The sequence below is a fragment of the Actinomycetospora sp. TBRC 11914 genome (assembly GCF_012933465.1).
Taxonomy (GTDB): Bacteria; Actinomycetota; Actinomycetes; order Mycobacteriales; family Pseudonocardiaceae; genus Actinomycetospora.
In genome coordinates, this window is the sequence record NZ_JABBND010000001.1 from 767,879 (window position 1) to 788,825 (window position 20,947).

19 protein-coding genes are annotated in these 20,947 nt (G+C 74.4%); 8 read left to right on the plus strand and 11 right to left on the minus strand.

Translation table 11 applies throughout. From position 1 onward, the window contains the following. The first annotated feature begins 2 nt into the window (after positions 1–2). Complete coding sequence (locus HH311_RS03690; protein ID WP_169182167.1) at positions 3–1,508, plus strand: ATP-dependent DNA ligase; 1,506 nt, start codon at positions 3–5, stop codon at positions 1,506–1,508. 63 nt (positions 1,509–1,571) lie between these two features. Continuing rightward, entirely contained in the window at positions 1,572–3,011 is a 1,440-nt protein-coding gene (locus tag HH311_RS03695; protein WP_169182168.1) for a GuaB1 family IMP dehydrogenase-related protein, read from the plus strand. 159 nt (positions 3,012–3,170) lie between these two features. Here the strand turns inward: HH311_RS03695 and HH311_RS03700 are convergent, their stop codons facing one another. Both HH311_RS03700 and HH311_RS03705 read right to left on the minus strand, forming a co-directional pair. Next, on the minus strand, positions 3,171–4,472 hold the full coding sequence (locus tag HH311_RS03700) for a PhoH family protein (protein WP_312029970.1): 1,302 nt from the start codon (positions 4,470–4,472) through the stop codon (positions 3,171–3,173). A 491-nt stretch (positions 4,473–4,963) separates the two neighbouring features. Next, positions 4,964–6,283: a DUF885 domain-containing protein gene (locus HH311_RS03705; protein ID WP_169182169.1), complete on the minus strand. Its 1,320-nt coding sequence runs from the start codon at positions 6,281–6,283 to the stop codon at positions 4,964–4,966. Between the two features lie 361 nt (positions 6,284–6,644). Here HH311_RS03705 and HH311_RS03710 point away from each other — a divergent pair, with 361 nt between their 5' ends. Beyond that, a complete protein-coding gene (locus tag HH311_RS03710; RefSeq protein ID WP_169182170.1) occupies positions 6,645–6,977 on the plus strand; it encodes a hypothetical protein in 333 nt (110 codons plus the stop codon). A 152-nt stretch (positions 6,978–7,129) separates the two neighbouring features. Here the strand turns inward: HH311_RS03710 and HH311_RS03715 are convergent, their stop codons facing one another. After that, on the minus strand, positions 7,130–7,909 hold the full coding sequence (locus tag HH311_RS03715; RefSeq protein WP_169182171.1) for an isoprenyl transferase: 780 nt from the start codon (positions 7,907–7,909) through the stop codon (positions 7,130–7,132). A 154-nt stretch (positions 7,910–8,063) separates the two neighbouring features. Between HH311_RS03715 and HH311_RS03720 the strand changes: the two genes are divergently transcribed. Then, positions 8,064–8,741 (plus strand): hemolysin III family protein, encoded by a 678-nt coding sequence (locus HH311_RS03720; protein ID WP_169182172.1) that lies wholly within the window; start codon positions 8,064–8,066, stop codon positions 8,739–8,741. Here HH311_RS03720 and HH311_RS03725 read toward each other — a convergent pair. The 4 genes from HH311_RS03725 to mca all read right to left on the minus strand — a co-directional run bounded on the left by HH311_RS03725 (position 8,732) and on the right by mca (position 12,859). Continuing rightward, entirely contained in the window at positions 8,732–9,388 is a 657-nt protein-coding gene (locus tag HH311_RS03725) for a hypothetical protein (protein ID WP_169182653.1), read from the minus strand. The two genes, HH311_RS03720 and HH311_RS03725, sit on opposite strands and share 10 nt — an antisense overlap. A gap of 165 nt (positions 9,389–9,553) precedes the next feature. Next, complete coding sequence (locus HH311_RS03730) at positions 9,554–11,596, minus strand: thioredoxin domain-containing protein (protein WP_169182173.1); 2,043 nt, start codon at positions 11,594–11,596, stop codon at positions 9,554–9,556. Positions 11,597–11,654: 58 nt separating this feature from the next. Continuing rightward, positions 11,655–11,981, minus strand: a complete 327-nt coding sequence (locus HH311_RS03735; RefSeq protein ID WP_169182174.1) for a hypothetical protein — start codon at positions 11,979–11,981, stop codon at positions 11,655–11,657. Further along, entirely contained in the window at positions 11,978–12,859 is an 882-nt protein-coding gene (gene mca / locus HH311_RS03740) for a mycothiol conjugate amidase Mca (RefSeq protein WP_169182654.1), read from the minus strand. The genes HH311_RS03735 and mca overlap by 4 nt, the downstream gene beginning before the upstream one ends. A 358-nt stretch (positions 12,860–13,217) precedes the next feature. On the opposite strand from mca, the gene greA reads away from it, so the two are divergent. After that, positions 13,218–13,712, plus strand: coding sequence for a transcription elongation factor GreA (gene greA / locus HH311_RS03745; protein ID WP_169182175.1), 495 nt, complete (start codon positions 13,218–13,220; stop codon positions 13,710–13,712). A gap of 4 nt (positions 13,713–13,716) precedes the next feature. Here greA and ilvA read toward each other — a convergent pair whose 3' ends face one another. Further along, the gene (gene ilvA / locus HH311_RS03750; RefSeq protein WP_312029924.1) at positions 13,717–14,940 is read right to left on the minus strand and encodes a threonine ammonia-lyase; all 1,224 of its coding nucleotides are present in this window, start codon (positions 14,938–14,940) and stop codon (positions 13,717–13,719) included. 229 nt (positions 14,941–15,169) lie between these two features. Between ilvA and HH311_RS03755 the strand changes: the two genes are divergently transcribed. After that, positions 15,170–15,436, plus strand: coding sequence for a hypothetical protein (locus HH311_RS03755; RefSeq protein ID WP_248292000.1), 267 nt, complete (start codon positions 15,170–15,172; stop codon positions 15,434–15,436). Between the two features lie 108 nt (positions 15,437–15,544). Here the strand turns inward: HH311_RS03755 and HH311_RS03760 are convergent, their stop codons facing one another. Both HH311_RS03760 and HH311_RS03765 read right to left on the minus strand, forming a co-directional pair. After that, a complete protein-coding gene (locus HH311_RS03760; RefSeq protein ID WP_312029925.1) occupies positions 15,545–16,693 on the minus strand; it encodes a cystathionine gamma-synthase in 1,149 nt (382 codons plus the stop codon). 31 nt (positions 16,694–16,724) lie between these two features. Beyond that, on the minus strand, positions 16,725–18,101 hold the full coding sequence (locus tag HH311_RS03765; RefSeq protein ID WP_169182177.1) for a cystathionine beta-synthase: 1,377 nt from the start codon (positions 18,099–18,101) through the stop codon (positions 16,725–16,727). Positions 18,102–18,211: 110 nt separating this feature from the next. Here HH311_RS03765 and HH311_RS03770 point away from each other — a divergent pair, with 110 nt between their 5' ends. After that, positions 18,212–19,462 (plus strand): acetyl-CoA C-acetyltransferase, encoded by a 1,251-nt coding sequence (locus HH311_RS03770; RefSeq protein WP_169182178.1) that lies wholly within the window; start codon positions 18,212–18,214, stop codon positions 19,460–19,462. Positions 19,463–19,703: 241 nt separating this feature from the next. Here HH311_RS03770 and HH311_RS03775 read toward each other — a convergent pair whose 3' ends face one another. After that, positions 19,704–20,504, minus strand: a complete 801-nt coding sequence (locus HH311_RS03775) for a Bax inhibitor-1/YccA family protein (protein WP_169182179.1) — start codon at positions 20,502–20,504, stop codon at positions 19,704–19,706. 210 nt (positions 20,505–20,714) lie between these two features. Here HH311_RS03775 and HH311_RS03780 point away from each other — a divergent pair, with 210 nt between their 5' ends. Further along, a complete protein-coding gene (locus tag HH311_RS03780; protein ID WP_169182180.1) occupies positions 20,715–20,942 on the plus strand; it encodes an antitoxin in 228 nt (75 codons plus the stop codon). Positions 20,943–20,947: the final 5 nt, after the last annotated feature.

Below are 20,947 nucleotides of genomic sequence, written 5' to 3' on the forward strand. Positions count from 1 at the left end.
CCGTGCTGCTCGCCGCCGTCGTCGACGCCTCCTCGCAGGTCGCCGCGACCCGTTCCCGCAAGGCCAAGACCGCGGCGCTCGCCGCGGTCCTGGCCGCGGCGGGCCCCGACGAGGTCCGCCCGGTCACGGCCTGGCTGGCCGGGGACATGCTGCAGGGGCGGACCGGGATCGGCTGGCGGACGCTGTCGAGCGTCCAGGTCGAGCCGGCGCAGATGCCGACGCTGTCGGTGACCGACGTCGAGGCCGCCCTCGACCGGCTGGCGGCGCTGGCGGGATCCGGGACGGGCGTGGGCGCCCGCCGCACCGCGGAGCTCGAGGCCCTGCTCGGCGCCGCCACCGCGGACGAGGGCCGGTTCCTCGTCCGGCTGCTCGGCGGCGAGCTCCGTCAGGGCGCCCTCGAGGGGCTGATGATCGAGGCGGTGGCGACGGCCGCCGAGGTGCCCGGTGATGCGGTGCGGCGGGCGTTCATGCTCTCCGGACAGCTCCCGACGACGGCCGTGGTCGCGTTGACCAGCGACGACCCCGTCGCCGCGCTGGGCGCGACCGGCCTCGAGGTGATGCGCCCGCTGCGCCCAATGCTCGCCTCCCCCGGCGACTCGCTGGAGGAGACGCTCGCCGGCCTGGGCCCCGACGTCGTCGTGGAGCACAAGCTCGACGGCGCCCGGATCCAGGTGCACCGCCGCGGCGACGAGGTGCGGGTCTGGTCGCGGACGCTGCACGAGATCACCGAGGCGGTGCCGGAGATCGTCGCGCTGGTGCGCGAGATGCCGGTCGAGACCGTCGTGCTCGACGGCGAGACCCTCGCCGTCTCCGAGGACGGTCGGCCGCGGCCGTTCCAGGACTCGATGAAGGGCCTCGGCTCCGGCGCCATGCGGCCGTGGTTCTTCGACTGCCTGCACCGCGACGGCGTCGACCTCGTCGACGAGCCGCTGGAGACCCGCCGTCGGGAGATGGCCGCCGTCGTCGGGGACCGGGTGATCCCCGGCGTCGTGCGCCCGAGCCCGGCCGAGGCCGCCGCGGAGGTCGAGGCGGCGCTCGCCGCCGGCCAGGAGGGCTCGATGGTCAAGGCGCTCGACTCGGCCTACACCGCGGGCCGGCGCGGGAAGTCGTGGCAGAAGATCAAGCCGGCGCACACGCTCGACCTCGTGGTGCTCGCCTGCGAGTGGGGCTCCGGGCGGCGCCGCGGGTGGCTCTCGAACATCCACCTCGGGGCGGGCGGGTCCGACGGGGAGTTCGTCATGGTCGGCAAGACCTTCAAGGGCATGACCGACGAGACCCTGCGGTGGCAGACCGAGACGTTCCCGCGGTACGAGACCGCCCGGGACGCGCACACCGTCTACCTGCGCCCGGAGGTCGTCGTCGAGATCGAGCTCGACGGCGTGCAGACCTCCACCCGCTACCCCGGCGGGGTGGCGCTGCGCTTCGCGCGGGTGGTGCGCTACCGCGACGACAAGCCGGCGTCCGAGGCCGACACGATCGACGCGGTGAGGGGCCTGCGGCCCACGTGAACGGATGTGGTCGCCGGGGCGACCGGATTCGTTCACATGCGGGAGCCGGTAGCCTGTGCGTACGTGCGGTTCCTCGACGGCCACGCCCCGTCCCACGACCTGACCTACGACGACGTCTTCCTCGTCCCCGAGCGCTCCGACGTCGCCTCCCGGTTCGACGTCGACCTCGCGGTGGCCGACCCCTCGGGCGCGACGATCCCGGTGGTCGCGGCGAACATGACCGCGGTGTCGGGCCGGCGGATGGCCGAGACGCTGGCACGCCGCGGCGGGATGGCGGTGATCCCGCAGGACGTCGACGCCGCCGCCGTCGCCGACATCGTCGCCGGGGTGAAGTCCCGCCACACCGTGTGGGACACCCCGGTCGTGCTGCAGCCCGGCGAGGCCGTCGCGGACGCGCTGAACCTCGTCAACAAGCGGGCGCACGGTGCCGTCGTCGTGATCGACGACGGCGGGCGCCCGCTCGGCGTCGTGCGGGAAGCGGACTGCGGCGGTGTCGACCGCTTCACCCGGCTCGCGGACGTGCTCGTGCCGGCGGTGACCGTCTCGGTGGGCACCGAGCCGCGCACCGTGTTCGACGAGCTCTCCGCGCCCGGGGCCGGCGACCTCGCCCTGGGCGTCGACGACGGCGGCCGGCTCGCCGGGGTGCTGACCCGCACCGGGGCGCTGCGCGCCGAGGTCTACACCCCCGCGGTCGACGCCGAGGGCCGGTTGCGGGTGGCCGCCGCGCTCGGGGTGAACGGCGACGTCGCGACCCGCACCAAGGAACTGGTGGCCGCCGGGGTCGACGTCCTCGTCGTCGACACCGCCCACGGCCACCAGGAGAAGACGATCAGCGCGCTGCGGACCGTCCGGGCCGCCGCGCCCGGGGCCGTCGTCGTCGCGGGCAACGTCGTCACCGCCTCCGGGACCGCCGACCTGGTGGACGCGGGGGCCGACGTCGTGAAGGTCGGCGTCGGGCCGGGCGCGATGTGCACGACGCGGATGGCGACCGGCGTCGGGCGGCCGCAGTTCTCGGCGGTGGCCGAGTGCGCGGCGGCCGCCCGGGCGCGCGGCGCCCACGTGTGGGCCGACGGCGGCGTGCGCCACCCCCGCGACGTGGCGCTGGCGCTGGCGGCCGGGGCGTCGGCGGTGATGGTCGGCTCGTGGTTCGCCGGGACGTACGAGTCGCCGGGCGACCTGCAGCGCGACGAGTCGGGCGCGCCGTACAAGGAGTCGTTCGGGATGGCCTCGAAGCGGGCGGTCACGGCGCGGACCCGGACCGACTCGGCGTTCGACCGGGCCCGCAAGGGGCTCTTCGAGGAGGGCATCTCGTCGTCGCGGATGCGCCTGGACCCGGCCCGGCCCGGCGTCGAGGACCTGCTCGACTCGATCTGCGCCGGCGTCCGGTCGGCCTGCACCTACACCGGGGCGGCGACCCTCGAGGAGTTCCACGCGCGGGCGGTGCTCGGGGTGCAGTCGGCGTCGGGGTTCGCGGAGGGCCGGCCGCTGCCGACCGGCTGGTGAGCGCTCCCGGCTGGTTTTGAGCGAAGGGCACCTTCGCTCGAATAGACGAGCCAGGGGCGCCCACCGCCGGAACGTCGGGCGGCCCCCGGTGTCGAGCGATGGGCACCTTCGGTCGATCTATCCGACCGAAGGTGCCCTTCGCTCAGGACGTGCCGGGGACTACGCCATGCCCTCGCCCTCGAGCATCTCGGTGACCAGCGCGGCGATCGGCGAGCGCTCCGAGCGGGTCAGCGTGACGTGCGCGAACAGCGGGTGGCCCTTGAGCTTCTCGATCACGGCGGCGACCCCGTCGTGGCGGCCCACCCGCAGGTTGTCGCGCTGGGCGACGTCGTGGGTGAGCACCACGCGCGAGTTCGTCCCGAGCCGGGAGAGCACCGTGAGCAGGACGTTGCGCTCCAGCGACTGGGCCTCGTCGACGATGACGAACGCGTCGTGCAGCGAGCGGCCCCGGATATGGGTCAGCGGGAGCACCTCGAGCATGCCGCGCTCGATGACCTCCTCGACGACGTTGGTCGAGACCAGCGCCCCCAGGGTGTCGAACACCGCCTGCGCCCAGGGCGCCATCTTCTCGTTCTCGCCGCCGGGCAGGTAGCCGAGGTCCTGGCCGCCCACCGCGTAGACCGGGCGGAACACGACGATGCGCCGGTGCTGCTGGCGCTCGAGCACCGCCTCGAGCCCGGCGCACAGGGCCAGCGCCGACTTCCCGGTCCCGGCGCGGCCGCCGAGCGAGACGATCCCGATGTCGGGGTCGGTGAGCAGGTCGATCGCGATGCGCTGCTCGGCGGAGCGGCCGTGCAGCCCGAAGACGTCACGGTCGCCGCGCACGAGGCGCACCTGCTTGTCGGGCGTGACCCGTCCCAGCGCCGAGGAGCCGCCACCGAGCAGGCGCAGCCCGGTGTGGCAGGGCAGCTCGCGGGCGGCCTCGACCTCCGTGACTCCGTCGGAGAACAGCTCGGAGATCTCGCCGGGGTCGGCGGCGACCTCGGCCATCCCGGTCCAGCCGGAGAGCACGACGTCCTGGGCGTGGTACTCGTCGGCGGGCAGACCGACCGCGGCGGCCTTCACCCGCAGCGGCATGTCCTTGGTGACGAGGGTGACGCGCCCGGGGTTGGGACGGTCGCCGTCGCGGGCGAGGTTCGCCGCGCACGCGAGGATGCGGGAGTCGTTCTCCGCGGTCCGGAAGCCGGCGGGGAGCACCGAGGGGTCGGTGTGGTTGAGCTCGACGTGCAGCGTCCCGCCCTCGGGCGTGATCGTGATCGGCTCGTCCAGCCGGCCGTGGGCGATGCGCAGGTCGTCGAGCAGGCGCAGGGCCTCCCGGGCGAACCAGCCCAGTTCCGGGTGGTGACGCTTGCCCTCGAGCTCGGTGATGACGACGAGGGGGACGACGACGTCGTGCTCCGCGAACCGGGTCGGGGCCCACGGGTCGGACAGCAGGACCGAGGTGTCGAGAACGTAGGTGATCCCGGCCCGGGTGCTGCCAGGGGTGGGCGCGCCGTCCGCGGCTACCGCGGAGGGGGTGACGACGCTGCCGGACACCGACGGGGGACGCTCGACGTGCTCTGCGCTCACGGCTACTCCCTCGGCGGTCGCGGCACCCACGACCACGGTTCCTCGACGGACGAGTCGGTCGGGATCAGGTCGCGATGCGGAACCGGTGGCATGGTCCCCCGCCGGGGGACCTGCCTCTCCGGCGCCGAGCGGGCGGACCGGGTGCCGGCCCTCCCGCCGGGCCCGCCCGGTCGACGACGCCGAGGGCCGCCGGGGACGGCGACGGCGGGACGCGGCCCGGCCTTCGCACCCCGGCGGTGCCGCGGCACCGCGATCCGAACCGACCCGTCACGCTCTCCGGCCTCCCCGGACGGTCCGCATCCGCTACGGCCCCGTCGAGGCGGACGGTACAGCCGATGGCCGGTCGTTGTCGCGCGCCGAACGTGACGAGTTGGTGACGTGGCTCATACGGTCGGTGACATCGGTGAGGGCCCGACCGATCCGGGGTACCGCTCGCCGCGCTCGCCCGGCGTGTCGCTCTGCGTGTCGGAAACGCCCGCCGTCGTCGACGCTGCGTGCCGGAGACGGTCGGGCGTCCACGGTTCGTCGAGCAGGCGGGCGAAGTGCGGCCCCGCCGGCTCGCCCTCCGGCCGCGCCGCGAGCCAGGCGCGCGCGAGCGCCGTCCCCTCCACGTAGGTCGTGGTGTGGATGCGCCAGCGGGGGTGGCCGAGGAACCCGAGCATCCGCCCGGCGCGCTCGTCGTCGATGAGCAGCCAGCGCCGCAGGTGGGCGCGCGCCCGCTCCTCCCGGTCGGCCGCGGTGCTGCCGTGCAGCAGCAGTGCCGCGTCCTGCCGGACGCCGCCGAGCGGGAGCATGGCCTCCTCGACCGCCTCCCCCAGCGCACCCTCACCCGCCGTCGTCGGGACCCCGGCCGCCGCCAGGTGGTCCGCCGCCCACACGCCCCACCCGGTCCCGACGACGGCGGCCAGGCCGGTCTCGGCCGCGCCCTCGGCGACGAGGCTCTGCGGGGTCCGCGCGAGGAAGAGGGTGCGCTCGGGGGCCGCCGGCCGGGCCTCGGTGCGCGACATCTCGGTGTGGTGCCCGGGATAGGCCTCGTGGGCGGCGAGCAGGGGCAGGTGGGCCCGCCGGTGCCCGGCGTCGCGCGAGACCTGCACGACGGAGCGCCCCGGCCCGGTCCGGTGCGCGAACCCGGCCCAGGGCACGCCGGCGACGATCTCCAGCTCCACGCGCTCGTCCGGAGGGAGCCCGACGGCGGCGCGGGTGCGCTCCCGCAGCGCCGCCGTCATCGCCGCGAGCCCCGGACGCAGGAGCTCGGGGGCGACGCGGTCGCGGTCGCGGAACGCGGCGAGGGCGCCGGGCAGCCGGGCCGTCGTCGTCCCGAGGACCTCGGCGAGCCCGGCGTGGGCCTCCCTGTAGGCGTCGGGGTCGCCGGGCCCGACGTCGACGCCGAGGCACTCCCGGATCTCCGTCACGACGTCGACCTCCTCGCCGGCCGCGCGCGCGGCGATCACCTCGCAGGCGGCAAGCTGGGCGGCGAGGTAGGCCGTGCGGGCGGGGTCGAGGGATCCGTCGTCGAGCCGCCGGCGCAGGGCGGCGGCCTCGCGGCGCAGGACGGCCGGGTCCCCCGCGGGCTCGTCGTCCACGCGGCGGGCGAGGGCGGGGTCGCCGACGTGGGCGTCGACCAGGCCCGGCACGACGCGACCGAGCCGCAGCCCGAGGGCCACGTAGTCCCGCGCGAGCCCCTCGGGGTCACTTCCGTCCACCGCGGCGGAGGTTACCCGCGGTGGGCGTCCGGGGCCTCGGCGCGGACACGGCGTCGCTGGATACGACGCTCGGGTGTCGAGGTCGGTGACGGATCGCGGCTGGATGCTCCCGGTGGGTCCGGCTGACGCCCCCCGTCGCCACCGGTCCCACCCGGAAAGGCGACTCAAGTTGCCGTACGAATTGTCCGCCACTCGATCGGGGAATGGCCGCAGCGCTCGGCCCGGTGGCTTCGTTAGGTTTCACGTCATCGGCCACACCGTCCGTGAGGCCGGAACACACGAAAGCGGTCCCCCGGATCACGATCCGGGAACCGCCGACTGACGAGGGGAATTTCTCCGAATGCTGCTGAAGAAGGCGGGAATGGTTGTCCTGGCGGCGGGTGCCGGGATGGTGGCGCTGACGCCGGCCGCGTTCGCCGGTGACTGGCAGGGGTCGCACTCCTCCGACGACAGCGGGCACAGCTGGGACCACGGCAAGGACCACGGCAAGGACCACGGCCACTGGGGCCACCACGGCTCGGACAACCGCAACGCGTCCTCGACGTGCGGCAACGACGTCAACCAGCTGAACGCGTCGCGCGGCGGCGGCCTGGTCGACGTCCTGGGTGGCGCGAACACCGCCATCCCGGTCAACGCCTGCTCGATCCTGAACAACAACGACATCCTCAAGAACGTCGGCATCGACGTCCTGTAGGGGCAGCACGACCGAGACGACCACGGCGCGGGCTCCTGGTTCCCTGGGAGCAGATCGGGAGCCCGCGCCGTGGGCGACCCACGCGCACCGGCGCGTCCGTGCCCATCGGGGGATGGCACGGGCGCGCCGGTGCGCTTCGCTGTGCGCTCCGGTCAGCCGCCGTAGCGGCGGTGCCGGTCGGAATAGTCGCGCAGGGCCCGCAGGAAATCGATCCGGCGGAACTGCGGCCAGAACGCCTCGGTGAAGTAGAACTCCGAATAGACCGACTGCCACATGAGGAATCCCGAGAGCCGCTGCTCCCCGGAGGTCCGGATGACGAGGTCGGGGTCGGGCTGGCCCGAGGTGTAGAGGTGCTCGGCGATGTGGTCGACGTCGAGGACCTCCGCGAGCTCCTCGATCGACGTGCCCGCCTCGGCGTGGCGCAGCAGCAGCTTGCGCACGGCGTCCGCGATCTCCTGCCGCCCGCCGTAGCCGATGGCGGCGTTGACCTGCATCCCCGTGCGGCCCTCCGTGCCGGCCGCGGCGGCGGCGAGCCGCGCGGCGGTGGGTGAGGGGACGAGGTCGGGGTTGCCGACCACCCGCACGCGCCATCGACGGTCGGGCGCCGCGAGCCCCTCGACCGCGGTGGCGATGATCTCGAGGAGCTGCTCGAGCTCGTCGGAGGGGCGCCCGAGGTTGTCGGTGGAGAGCAGGAAGAGCGTCACCACCTCGACGCCCGCCTCGTCGGCCCAGTCGAGCAGGTCGACGATCTTGCGGGCGCCCACCCGGTGCCCGTCGCTGGGGTCGGTGAGACCGACCTCGCGGGCCCAGCGCCGGTTGCCGTCGAGGATGACGCCCACATGGCGTGGCGGGTGGCTGGCCACGACCCGCCGCCGCAGCCGTCGCTCGTAGAGCGATTCGGCGACCTCACGGATGTTGGCCCGGACGCTCACGGGCAGTCAGGCTACGCCGCGGAGGTCACGATCTACCCGTCGTCCCCTCTCGGGGGGTGCCGATCCGGGCCGTCCGTACGGGATCGCCCGCCGGTCATCCAGCGGTAGCGCCGTGTTCCCCGGCGGCGGCCACGGCTCCCCTACCCTGGCCACCGTGAGCATCACCGACTCGCCGTCGCCGCTCGCGCCGCCGCTCAAGCCGCGTCTGCGCGGGTGGCTGCACGCCTGGTCGTTCGCCGTGGGGATCGCGGCGGGCGCCACGCTGATCGCCCTGGCCGGCTCGACGGTCTCGGGCGCGGCCGCGGCGGCCTGCGCGGTCTACTCGGCGACGGTGCTCGGGCTGTTCGGCATCAGCGCGCTCTACCACCGGCGGTCCTGGACCTCCGCGCGGTCGCGCACGACGATGAAGCGGCTCGACCACGCGATGATCTTCATCTTCATCGCGGGCACCTACACGCCGTTCGCCGTGCTCGCCCTGCCCGAGCCCACCGGGCTCGTCGTGCTCCTCGTGGTCTGGATCGGCGCGATCGGCGGCGCGACGCTGAAGCTCCTGCGCCCGCACGCCCCGCGGTGGGTCGGGGTGCCGTTCTACCTGGCCCTGGGCTGGGTCGCGGTGTTCGTCCTCCCCGACCTGCTCCACCGCGGGGGCGTGGCGGCGCTGGTCCTGCTGCTCGTCGGCGGCGCGTTCTACACCCTCGGCGCGCTCTGCTACGCCTTCCGGCGGCCCGTCGGCTGGCCGAGGACCTTCGGCTACCACGAGTTCTTCCACGCGGCCACCGTGGTGGCGGCCATCTGCCACCACGTGGCGATCTGGCTGGTGCTCTACGCCTGATCGGTCGGGGCCCCGTCTGCCCCGGCGTCGTCGTCGTCCCCGTCGAGGCGCGGCCCCCGCGCCCGGAGCTCGTCGACCGTGCTCATCGCCTCCCGGAGCTCGGCGAGCCACGGCTCGGTGTGCTCGCCCACCAGCGCCACCGCCCAGGCCAGCGCCTCGGAGCGGGACCGCGCCACGCCGGCGTCGACCAGCGTGTCCAGGACCCGCCGCTCGGGCTGGCGCAGCCGCGTCATCACCGGCACCGAGAGCGTGGTGAACAGCTCCTCGACGCCGTCGTCGTCGCCCTGGCCGGGGATGCGCGCGCCCCAGGCGACCTTGCGCCCGTAGCGGTGCTCGGCCTGCCGCGCGATCTCCATCCGGTCCTCGCGGGTCTCCTCCCGGAACCGGCTGATCCGGCCGACGGCGCTCGCGGCGCGGGCGGCCTGGTCGGCGTCCTCGGGCGTCTCCGGGGCCGGCAGCTCGCCGACCACCAGGATCTCCTCGCGGTCGACCGTGACCTCCGGCGCCGCGGTGAACCAGCCGTCGGGCAGCCGCCCGGCCAGCCAGGCCGTCAGGTCGTCGGTCGGCGGCAGCTCGCTCGCGGGGCGCCCGCCCCGGCCGACCCGTCCCCCGCCACCGGGGCGTCCCCGGTGTCCTCGTCCCACCATCATCGTCCACTCCTCGTGCTCGCGCCTTGCGCTAATTACAGCATTACACAGGCGCAGTAGTCAGTGGTGTTCGCCGTGGGTGGACGGGCGTGGAACGTCAGCGGTGTCGCATCGCAGACACTGGACGTCTGCGATGCGACACCGCTGACATCCGGGGTGGGCCGCTCAGACGGCCCGCAGCGCGTCCGCGAGCTCCTCCGGCGAGGTCCGGGGCCGGTCGCAGACGTACCCGTGGCACAGGTAGGCGGCCGCCGCGCCGTCGACCAGGGGCCGGTCGGCGAGCAGCGGCACCCCCGGCGCCTCCGGCTCACCGGCCACCACGACCGTCCCGCCCGGTGCCGCCCGTCGCGCCGCCGCCAGCAGCGGCTCGCGCGCGGTCTCGTCGGTCCCGACGACGGCGACCTGCAGCGGCCCGCTCAGCGTCGCCTCGGCGGCCGTGGCCCAGCCGCCGGCGAAGCGGGCGTGCCGGGCGAGCAGCGTCCCCGCCGTCGTCAGCGCCGCCTCGGCGACCCCGCGGTAGCGCCCGGCGCGCTCCGGCCCGGCGAGCACCGAGGCGGAGACCAGCGCCGCGGTCAGGATCGACGACCCGCAGGGCGTGGCCCCGTCGGTGATCTCACGCGGGCGGCTGACCAGCGCCTCGGCATCGTCGGCGGTGTCCCAGAAGAGGCCCGTCGGGGCCCCGGCGTCGTCGTGCTCGGCGAACCGCTCGAGGACGACGTCGAGCAGGGCGCACGCGTCGTCGAGCCAGCGCGGCTCCGCGGTCGCCTGGTGCAGCGCGAGCAGCCCCTCGGCGAGCGCCGCGTGGTCCTCCAGGACCCCGGGTGCCTCGCCGACGACGCCGTCGCGCGACGTGCGGCGCAGCCGGCCGTCGACGACGTGGACGCGCAGCAGCAGGCCCGCGGCGCGCCGGGCCGCGGCCAGCCAGTCCGAGCGGCCGAGGGCCGCGGCCCCCTCGACGAGCGCGGTGATCGCGAGGCCGTTCCACGCGGCCACCACCTTGTCGTCGCGGGCCGGCTGCGGGCGGGCGGCGCGGGCGGCGAGCAGCGCCTTGCGCGCGGCCTGCCAGCGCCCGGGGTCGTCGGGGTCGGCGGGCATCTGCAGCGTCGACCGTCCGTGCTCGAACGTGCCCGCCTCGGTGACCCCCAGCAGCTCCGCCGCCCAGGCGCCCTCGGACTCCCCCAGCACCTCGGCGAGCTCGGCGGGCGACCACACGTAGGTCGAGCCCTCCTCGCCCGCGGCGTCGGCGTCGAGGGCCGAGGCGAAGCCGCCCTCGGGGGTGCGCAGGTCGCGCACGAGGAAGCCCGCCGTCATCTCCGCCGCGTGCCGCGCGAGCCCGGAGGTCCCCGGCCGGTCGGCCGCCAGCCGGGCCTCGTGCGCGTAGCTGCGCAGCAGCAGGGCGTTGTCGTAGAGCATCTTCTCGAAGTGCGGCACCACCCACCCGGCGTCGACCGAGTAGCGCGCGAACCCGCCTGCGAGCTGGTCGAACAGCCCACCGCGCGCCATCCGCTCGTGGGTGGCGGTCGCCATCCGCCAGGCCGGCTCGCTGCCGGTGCGCTCGTGGTGGCGCAGCAGGAACTCCAGCACTGCGGACGGCGGGAACTTGGGCGCCCCGCCGAACCCGGCCGCGACCCGGTCGAACTCGCCCTCGAGCACGTCGACCGCCCCGGCGAGCACGGACTCGTCGACCGCGGCCGCCGGCAGCGACCGCGCCACCCCCGCCAGCCGGTCGGCGATCTTGCCGGCCGCGTCGCGGACGTTGTCGCCGTCGGTCTCCCAGGCCCTCGCGACCGCCGTGAGCAGCTGCGGGAACGACGGCATCCCGGCCTGCGGGGCCGCCGGGTAGTAGGTCCCGCAGTGGAACGGGTGGCCCTCCGGGGTGAGGAAGCACGTCATCGGCCAGCCGCCCTGGCCGGTCATCGCCTGGGTGGCCTCCATGTACACCGCGTCGACGTCCGGGCGCTCCTCGCGGTCGACCTTGATGGCCACGAAGTGCTCGTTGACGAAGGCCGCGATCTGCGGGTCGGAGAACGACTCGTGCGCCATGACGTGGCACCAGTGGCAGGCCGAGTAGCCGACGGAGAGCAGCACCGGCACGCCGCGCTCGCGGGCCTCGTCGAACGCGGCGGTCTCCCAGGGGCGCCAGTCGATCGGGTTGTCGGCGTGCTGGCGCAGGTACGGGCTGGTCGAGCCCGCGAGCCGGTTGGCCATGCGCCCGATGGTCGCACGGTGTCACCGCCCGGGCGCCCGGCGGCGCTCCGCGTCCGGATCAGCCGTCCGGCTGCGACCGCTCCCGGGTGGTGCCGGCGGCGCGGGCCGACCCCTCGGCGTCCGGAGCGCCGTCCTCGCCCTCTGCGCTCTCCGACGACGGAGCCTCGTCCTCGGGGTCGAACGACGCCGGGACGTTGCGCAGCCGCTTGTTCATCGAGCGGATGAGGAAGGCGGTCGCGATGCCCAGGAGCAGGATGACGACCAGGGCGATCGGGGACGACGAGCCGAACTCCTCGCCGCGGTCCGCGCCCGGCGCGGGCGGCTGGTTCTGGGTGACGACGACGGCGAGCGTGGTCACCGGAGAGGCGAGGACGGCGGGGATCACGGTGCCAGCACCCGCTCACGGACACCGGAGAAGAGGTCGCCGTCGTCGAGCGACTCGGTCTGCGCCGGGTCGCCGACCAGGGACCGGGCGAGCTCGTAGTCCTCGGTGGGCCAGATCTGCTGCTGCATCTCCATCGGCATGGAGAACCACCGGCCGTTCGGGTCGATCTGCGTGGCGTGCGCGAGCAGGGCCTCGTCGCGCAGGGGGAAGTACTTCTCGCAGCGCACGCGGGTGGTGACCCGGGTGCCCGGGTCCGGACGCTCGGAAGCATCCCACCGTTCGAGCCACTCGGCCCACGGCGATTCCAGACCCTCCGCGAGGAGCGCCTCGTGGAACGCGACGGTGCGTGCCTTGGAGAAGCCGTGCGAGTAGTACAGCTTCAGCGGCTGCCAGGGCTCGCCCGCGTCGGGGAACCGGTCCGGGTCGCCGCACGCCTCCCACGCGGCCATCGAGATCTCGTGGCAGCGGATGTGGTCGGGGTGGGGGTACCCGCCGTTCTCGTCGTAGGTAACGACGACGTGCGGGCGGAACTCGCGCATGACCCGCACCAGTGCCTCGGTCGGCACCTCGAGCGGCTGGAGCGCGAAGCAGCCCTCGGGCAGCGGGGGCGGCGGGTCGCCCTCCGGGAGCCCGGAGTCGACGAACCCGAGCCAGCGGTGCTCGACGCCCAGGATCTCGGCGGCGCGCGCCATCTCGGCCCGGCGCACACCGACCATGTCGGCGAGCACCTCGGGCCGGTCCATGGCCGGGTTGAGGATGCTGCCGGCCTCACCGCCGGTGCACGTGACCACCATGACCTCGACGCCCTCGTCGACGTACCGCGCACACGTCGCGGCACCCTTGCTCGACTCGTCGTCCGGGTGCGCGTGCACCGTCATCAGCCGCAACGGGGACGCCTCGGTGAGGCCCTCGGATGACTCCACGGAACCATCATCCCCCGCCCCACCGACAGCCTGCTCCGCGCCGCCCCCCGCACACCGGTGATCACACGATCGTCGCAGGTGGCGAAGGCCTTGTGAGATTCTCCGGAGATCCGGGAACCTCCCGGCCGCATCGTTCGTACGGGTCCCCCGGGGCCCCGACCGTGTTAGTGTCGCCCGACACGGCCCGCATGCCGCGGGTCGTGTTTTTCCGTCTGTGGACGGTTCCGCACCCCCGCCCGTCGGGGACCACGGACCTGCCCGACAGGCAGCCGCCCCGTGACCGCGGGACCGGACCTCCGAGGAGTTGATCGCCGTGACCGAGACGCAGACCCAGGTGACCTGGCTCACCCAGGACGCCCACGACCGCCTCAAGGCCGAGCTCGACGACCTGGTGGGGCAGCGTCCGGCCATCGCGCAGAAGATCAACGCCGCCCGCGAGGAGGGCGACCTCAAGGAGAACGGCGGGTACCACGCGGCCCGCGAGGAGCAGGGCGTCATGGAGGCCCGCATCCGGCACCTGCAGGAGCTCCTGCACACCGCGAAGGTCGGCGAGACCCCCACGGAGTCGGGGACCGCCGTCCCGGGCACCGTGCTCACCGTCCGTTTCGAGGGCGACGACGACACCGAGACGTTCCTGCTGGGCTCCCGCGAGGAGGGCTCGCACGGTGACCTCGAGGTCTACTCCCCGAACTCCCCGCTGGGCTCGGCGCTCATCGGCGCCAAGGCGGGCGACACCGTGAGCTACGACCTGCCCGACGGCGGGTCGATGGAGGTCACGCTCATCTCGGCGGAGCCGTACTCCCCCTGATCCCTCACGCGGCGCCCTCCGCCACGGCGTAGCCCGCCTCGCGGAGGGCGTCGACCATCGCGCTGCGGTGGTCGTGGCCCCGGGCCTCCAGGGTCAGGGCCACCTCCACCGCGCCGAGCCCCAGCGGCCCGAGGTCCGACGACGCCTCGAGCCGCCGGTGGTCCACGTCGACGACGTTGCCGCCGAGCCGTCCCACGTGCGCGAGCAGGTCGGCGAGGTAGCCCGGGCGGTCGGGCAGGCGCACCCGCAGCGTCGCGTACCGCCCGGCGGCCGCCATGCCTCGCCGGACGATCTCGTCGAGCATGAGCGGGTCGACGTTGCCCCCGGACAGCACGGCGACGACCGGCGTCGGCCACCGTCCCGGGTACTCCGCGACGGCCGCCACGGCGGCGGCGCCCGCCGGCTCGACGAGCAGCTTGCCGCGCTCCAGGCTCTGCAGCACGGCGCGGGCCAGCGCCTCCTCGCTCACCGTCACGATCTCGTCGACCTGGGCGCGGACCTGCGCGAACGTCAGGTCGCCGGGACGGGGCACCGCGATGCCGTCGGCGATCGTCGCGCCCCCGACGGTGACGGGCTCGCCGGCGGCGAGCGACGGCGGCCAGGCGGCGTGCGCCTCGGCTTGGGCGCCGACGACCCGCACCCCGGTGCCGGCCAGGGCGGCCGCGATCCCGGAAACCAGTCCCCCGCCGCCGGTGCAGACGACGACGGTGGCCGCGTCCGGCACCTGTTCGAGGATCTCCAGCCCGACGGTGCCCTGGCCCGCGACGACGTCCGGGTGGTCGAAGGGGTGGATGAGCACGGCGCCGGTCCGTTCCGCGAAGTCCCGCGCTGCGCCCAGCGTCGCGTCGAAGGTGTCGACGAGCCGGACGTCGGCGCCGTAGCCGCGGGTCGCCGCGAGCTTGGGCAGCGGCGCCCCGGCGGGCATGAACACCGTCGCGTGGGTGCCGAGCAGGCCCGCCGCGAGCGCGACGCCCTGGGCGTGGTTGCCGGCGCTGGCCGCGACGACGCCGCGCGCCCGCTCGGCGTCGTCCAGGCGCTGGATGCGGCGGTAGGCGCCGCGGATCTTGAAGCTGCCGGTGCGCTGCAGGTTCTCGCACTTGAGCCGTACCGGGCCGCCCGCGGATGCCGCCAGCACCCGCGACGGTTCGACCGGGGTGCGGCGCACCACGCCGTCGAGCGCGGCCCGGGCCGCCTCGACGTCGTCGCGGGTCACCAGGGTCTGCGGCACGGGCGTGATGGTGCCCCCGCCGCCCCGGGTTCCCGCCGTGGGGGTGACGTCGACGACCGGTTCACCGCCGCGACGGGCGGGCATCCGCGAACGCGGGGGGCTCCGTGGTGGTCCGGTCGGCGACGCCCGCGCCTCGCCGGTCGGACGGGTCGAACCGGAGGGCCGGTGACGACGGACGTGGTCGGTAACCTGTGTTGAGAGCGTGAACGCCGGCCGGGAGGGCAGGGGGATGACCGGAACACGGAGCGGGGGCCGCCCGCCGCTGCGCGGGGCCGCGCGCGCCGGCCTGCTCGCCCCGCTGGTCGTGGCCGCCGCCCTCACCGGGGCCGCCGTCTTCACCGTGTCGCAGGCCGGCTGCGACGACCCCGGGACCCTCGTCGAGACCCACCACGGTCCGGTGTTCGTCGGCGGCTGCAGCGTGCCGGGCCTGGTCCTGCCCGGTCACACCACGCCGCACGGCACCACGAACGACCAGGCGGACGCCCGCCGCGGGTAGGCGCCCACGCCGTCCGGTTCCGACCTTTCGGAACGAACGACTCGTTCGTGCACAGAGACGCCACGATCGAGTCGTTCGTCCCGTCGGGGGGACGGGACGACCGTCGGCTCAGACCCGGGCGAGGGCCTGCAGGAGGTCGTCGACCAGGTCGTCGCCGTCCTCGATGCCCACCGAGAGGCGCACCAGGTCGGCCGGGACCTCCAGCGGCGAGCCGGCGGTCGAGGCGTGGGTCATCGCCCCGGGGTGCTCGATCAGCGACTCCACCCCGCCCAGCGACTCGGCGAGCGTGAACACCTCGGTGGCCGCGCACAGCGCCCGCGCCGCCTCGTCGCCGCCGGCCATGCGGATCGAGACCATCCCGCCGAAGCGGCGCATCTGCTTCGCGGCGACCTCGTGGCCGGGGTGGGCGGCGAGCCCGGGGTAGAGCACGGACGCGACGGCGTCGTGGGCCTCGAGGGTCTCCACCACCCGCTCGGCATTGGTGCAGTGCTGCTCCATCCGCAGCGCGAGGGTCTTGATCCCCCGGGTCGTCAGGAAGCAGTCGAACGGTCCCGGGACCGCCCCCATGCCGTTCTGCAGCCGCCCGAGGTCCGCCGCGAGCTCCTCGTCGGAGGTGATCAGCGCGCCCCCGACGACGTCGGAGTGCCCGCCGAGGTACTTCGTCGTCGAGTGCACGACGACGCTCGCGCCGAGTGCGAGCGGCTGCTGCAGGTAGGGCGACGCGAAGGTGTTGTCGACCACGAGGCGCAGCCCGTGCTCGCCGGCGATCGACGCGAGCCCGGCGATGTCGGCGATCGAGAGCAGCGGGTTCGTCGGCGTCTCGCACCACAGGAGCTTCGTCTCGGGGAGGATCGCCGCCCGGACCGCGTCGAGGTCGGACAGGTCGACCGCGGAGTAGCGCACCCCCCAGTCGGCCAGCACCGTCGAGATCAGACGGAACGTGCCGCCGTAGGCGTCGATCGGGATGACCAGGTGGTCCCCGGGGCGCAGCGTCGCCCGCAGGAGGGTGTCCTCGGCCGCCATCCCGGACGCGTACGCGCGACAGGCCCGCCCGCCCTCGAGGGCCGCGAGCTGGCTCTCGAGCGCGGCGCGGGTCGGGTTGCCGGTGCGGGCGTACTCGTAGCCCGACCGCAGCCCGCCGACGCCGTCCTGCGCGAACGTGGAGGTCGCGTGGACGGGCACGACGACGGAGCCGGTGGTCGGGTCGGGCTCCTGGCCGGCGTGGATGGCGCGGGTGGCGAAGCCGTGGTCACTCACGCCGACCAGTCTCTCCCACGCGCGCGGAGCGCTACCGGCCGGCCAGGAAGGCCAGCACGTCGGCCCGCGAGACGATCCCCGCCGGGCGCCCGTCGGAGATCACGAGCAGCCCGTCGCCGCCCTGCAGCGACGTCATGCCCTGCGAGAGCGGCTCGGTGATGCCGACGGTGGGCAGCGGCGGCGCCAGGTGGTCCTCGACCCGGTCGGTCAGCGAGGCCTTGCCGGTGAAGAGCTTGTCGAGCAGGTCCCGCTCGGTGACCGCGCCCCGGACCTCGGCCATCATCACCGGCGGCTCGGCCTTGACGATGGGCATCTGCGAGACGCCGAACTCCCGCATGATCGCGATGATGTCGGAGACCGTCTCGTTCGGGTGCCCGTGCACCAGGTCGGGGATCGAGCCGTCCTTGCCGCGCAGCACGTCGCCGATGGTGTACTCGCCGGTGTCGGCCTGCAGGAAGCCGTAGGACTGCATCCACTGGTCGTTGAAGACCGTGGAGAGGTACCCGCGCCCGCCGTCGGGCAGGAGGACGACCACGACGTCGTCGGGACCCAGTTCGGAGGCGATGCGCGCGGCCGCCACCGTCGCCATCCCGCACGAGCCGCCGACGAGCAGGGCCTCCTCGCGGCCGAGCCGCCGGGTCATGAGGAACGAGTCGGCGTCGGACACCGCGAGGATGCGGTCGGCGATCCCGCGGTCGTAGGTGGTGGGCCAGAAGTCCTCGCCGACGCCCTCGACGAGGTAGGGCCGGCCGTCGCCGCCGGAGTACACCGAGCCGAGCGGGTCGGCCCCGATGATCTGCACCCGCCCGCCGGAGACCTCCTTGAGGTAGCGCCCGGTGCCCGAGATCGTGCCGCCGGTGCCGACGCCGGCCACGAAGTGCGTGACCCGCCCCTCGGTCTGCTCCCAGATCTCCGGGCCGGTCGACTCGACGTGCGAGGCGGGGTTGTTCGGGTTCGCGTACTGGTTGGGCTTCCAGCCGCCCTCGGTCTCGCGGGCGAGGCGGTCGGAGACCGAGTAGTAGGACTCGGGGTGCTCCGGCTCGACCGCGGCGGGGCACACGACGACCTCGGCCCCGTACGCGCGCAGCGCGTCCTGCTTGGCGACGCTGACCTTGTCCGGACAGACGAAGATGCAGTGGTAGCCGCGCTGCTGGGCGACGATCGCGAGCCCGATGCCGGTGTTGCCCGAGGTCGGCTCGACGATCGTGCCGCCCGGCTTCAGCTCCCCGGACTCCTCGGCCGCGGTCACCATCTTCTCGGCGATGCGGTCCTTCACACTCCCGCCGGGGTTGAAGTACTCGACCTTGGCCAGCACCAGCGGCGCGTCCGGCCCGGTCGGTACGACGCGGTTGAGCTTCACCAGTGGCGTGTGACCGACGAGGTCTCCCACGTGCTCGGCGTAGCGCATGGCGCCCATCCTGCCGGGCCGCGGCGGCGACGGTCGCGTTGTGCGGCGAATCACCGGTGTGGGGGCCGCGTACGGCGACGCGGTCCGCCGTCGCGCCTAACCTCTGGGGCATGGCCCAGAACTCCGGGACGCCCGACGCCGTGATCGTCTCCGCCGTCCGCTCGCCCATCGGTCGCGCCCGCAAGGGCACCCTCGCGGGGATGCGCCCCGACGACCTCGCGGCGCAGATGGTGCGGGCCGCCCTGGACCAGGTGCCGGAACTGGACCCGGCCGAGGTCGAGGACCTCATGCTCGGCTGCGGCCTGCCCGGCGGGGAGCAGGGCTACAACATGGGCCGGATCGTCGCGGTGCAACTCGGCCTCGACACCGTGCCCGGCACGACGATCACCCGGTACTGCTCGTCGTCGCTGCAGACGATCCGGATGGCCGCGCACGCGATCCGCGCCGGGGAGGGCGACGTGTTCGTCGCCGCCGGGGTGGAGACGGTGTCGCGGTTCGAGAAGGGCTCCTCGGACGGGCTGCCGGGCACGCAGAACCCGCTGTTCGACGAGGCCCAGGCGCGGACCGCCGAGGCCGCCGCGGCCGGGGCGTCGGAGTGGCACGACCCGCGGGCCGACGGGCTGCTCCCCGACGCCTACATCGCGATGGGCCAGACGGCGGAGAACGTCGCGCTGGCCGAGGGGGTGTCGCGGGAGGAGATGGACCGGTTCGCGGTCCGCTCGCAGAACCTGGCCGAGCAGTCGGCCGCCGACGGGTTCTGGGCCCGGGAGACCACCCCGGTCACGGTCCCCGACGGGTCGGTGATCTCCGCGGACGACTCCCCCCGCGCCGGCACGACCTACGAGGCGGTGGCCGACCTCAAGCCGGTGTTCCGTCCGGACGGGCGGATCACCGCCGGCAACGCGTGCCCGCTCAACGACGGCGCCGCCGCGCTGGTGGTCATGTCCTCGACGCGGGCCGCCGACCTGGGGATCACCCCGCTGGCCCGGGTCGTGTCGACCGGGGTGACCGGGCTGTCGCCCGAGATCATGGGGCTGGGGCCGATCGAGGCGTCGAAGCAGGCGCTGGGCCGGGCGGGGCTCTCGATCGACGACGTGGACCTCGTGGAGATCAACGAGGCGTTCGCGGCGCAGGTCATCCCCTCGGCGCACGGCATCGGGCTGTCGGACTCGGACATGGAGGCCAAGCTCAACGTGCACGGCGGGTCGATCGCGGTCGGGCACCCGTTCGGGATGACCGGCGCGCGGATCGCGACGACGCTGCTCAACGGGCTGCGCGCGAAGGACGCCACGATCGGGCTGGAGACGATGTGCGTCGGCGGCGGGCAGGGCATGGCGATGGTGCTCGAGCGCCTGTCCTGAGCGTCGCCCTGGTGTGCGTCGAGGGGCACGGGAGGCATTTGCTGGGCCTGGCTGACCTGCCTCCTGTGCCCGTGACCGACGCGGCACCGCCCGGCCCGCGTGTCAGGACGGGTTCCTCCTGACGTCAGGTGTCAGCGGAGGACCACCGCTGCCCCGGGAACGGCCCCCCGACACACGAAAGGGCACCCCCGGCCTCTCGGGCCGAAGGTGCCCCTCCTCGCGCGCGGTGCCGAGCTCCCGCCTACTCGCGGAAGTAGCTCAGCAGCCGCAGGATCTCGATGTAGAGCCAGACCAGGGTCGTCATGAACCCGAAGGCCAGGTACCAGGCGAACCGCGCCGGGACGCCCGCCTTGACCGCCTGGTCGGCCTGGTCGAAGTCGAGCAGCAGCATGAACGCGCCGATCGCGATGCAGACCAGGCTGAAGATGATCGCCAGCGTGCCGCCCGAGCGCAGGCCCAGGCCGTCCTGGGTGAAGAAGCTGACGACGAGGTTGGCGAGCATCAGCACGAGCACGCCAATGGCGGCGCCGATGACCATCTTGGTCAGTCGCGGCGTGACCCGGATGGCGCCGGTCTTGTAGACCACGAGCATCCCGATGAAGACGCCGACCACACCGAGGATCGCCTGGAACCCGATGCCGGCGTACTGGTTGCTCGAGGACTCCAACGCCCCGGTCAGCGCGCCCAGGGCCATGCCCTCGGCCACCGAGTAGGTCAGGACCAGCGCCGGGTTGGTGCTCTGCTTGAAGATGATGATCAGCGCGACGACCAGGCCGACGACGAAGCCGACCAGGCCGAGCAGGTAGAGCCCGCTGACCGCGACGAGCACGCCGACGGCGATGGCGACGACGGCGTTGAGCGCGGTCTTCTGGACGACGTCGTCGACGGTGAGCGGCCGGTCGGCGGCACCCGCCCTCGAGCCGGGGACCCCGGGCCCGCCGCCGAAGCCGCCCCCGAGACCTGCCGGCGCGTCCCCGAACCGCGCATACCCGCCGGGCGACGTCGGCAGGTTGCGGAACGCCGGGTTGCTGCTGGTGCGCACTCGTCCTCCTCACGTGCGTGGAGCGGTGGCCCCGCTCCATCCTGCTCAACGCGCGAGCCCGCGACGAGGTTCCCACACGGGTAAAAATCTATTTACTGTGCTCGCGGTCACGATTGGATCAACCGGACGGGGCCGTTCGGTCCTGGTGTCGTCCGCCGCTGTCGGGGAACCCTGTCCGCGACATCGACCCCGAGACCGAGGGAGGGCGCCGTGGCTGGGCTCGGCGACTTCGTTGACAAGGCCAAGGAGTGGGCCGGGAAGAACCCGGAGAAGGCCGACTCGTTCGTCGACAAGGGCGGTGACGCCCTGAAGGGCAAGTTCGCCGGTCACGACGAGCAGTTCGACCAGGCCGGCGACAAGGCCAAGGAGTTCCTGCACGGCGGGGAGAACCCGCCGCCGCCGCAGGGCGAGCAGCCGCCGCCCCCGCCCCCGCAGTGACCCCG

What these genes read in the sequence shown, in the direction of transcription:
- HH311_RS03770 (WP_169182178.1), top strand. Translation starts at nt 18,212, where the DNA reads ATGGCCCAGAACTCCGGGACGCCCGACGCCGTGATCGTCTCCGCCGTC.
- HH311_RS03710 (WP_169182170.1), top strand. Translation starts at nt 6,645, where the DNA reads ATGGTTGTCCTGGCGGCGGGTGCCGGGATGGTGGCGCTGACGCCGGCC.
- mca (WP_169182654.1), bottom strand. Translation starts at nt 12,859, where the DNA reads ATGACGGTGCACGCGCACCCGGACGACGAGTCGAGCAAGGGTGCCGCG.
- HH311_RS03725 (WP_169182653.1), bottom strand. Translation starts at nt 9,388, where the DNA reads ATGGTGGGACGAGGACACCGGGGACGCCCCGGTGGCGGGGGACGGGTC.
- HH311_RS03730 (WP_169182173.1), bottom strand. Translation starts at nt 11,596, where the DNA reads ATGGCCAACCGGCTCGCGGGCTCGACCAGCCCGTACCTGCGCCAGCAC.
- HH311_RS03755 (WP_248292000.1), top strand. Translation starts at nt 15,170, where the DNA reads ATGACCGGAACACGGAGCGGGGGCCGCCCGCCGCTGCGCGGGGCCGCG.
- HH311_RS03765 (WP_169182177.1), bottom strand. Translation starts at nt 18,101, where the DNA reads ATGCGCTACGCCGAGCACGTGGGAGACCTCGTCGGTCACACGCCACTG.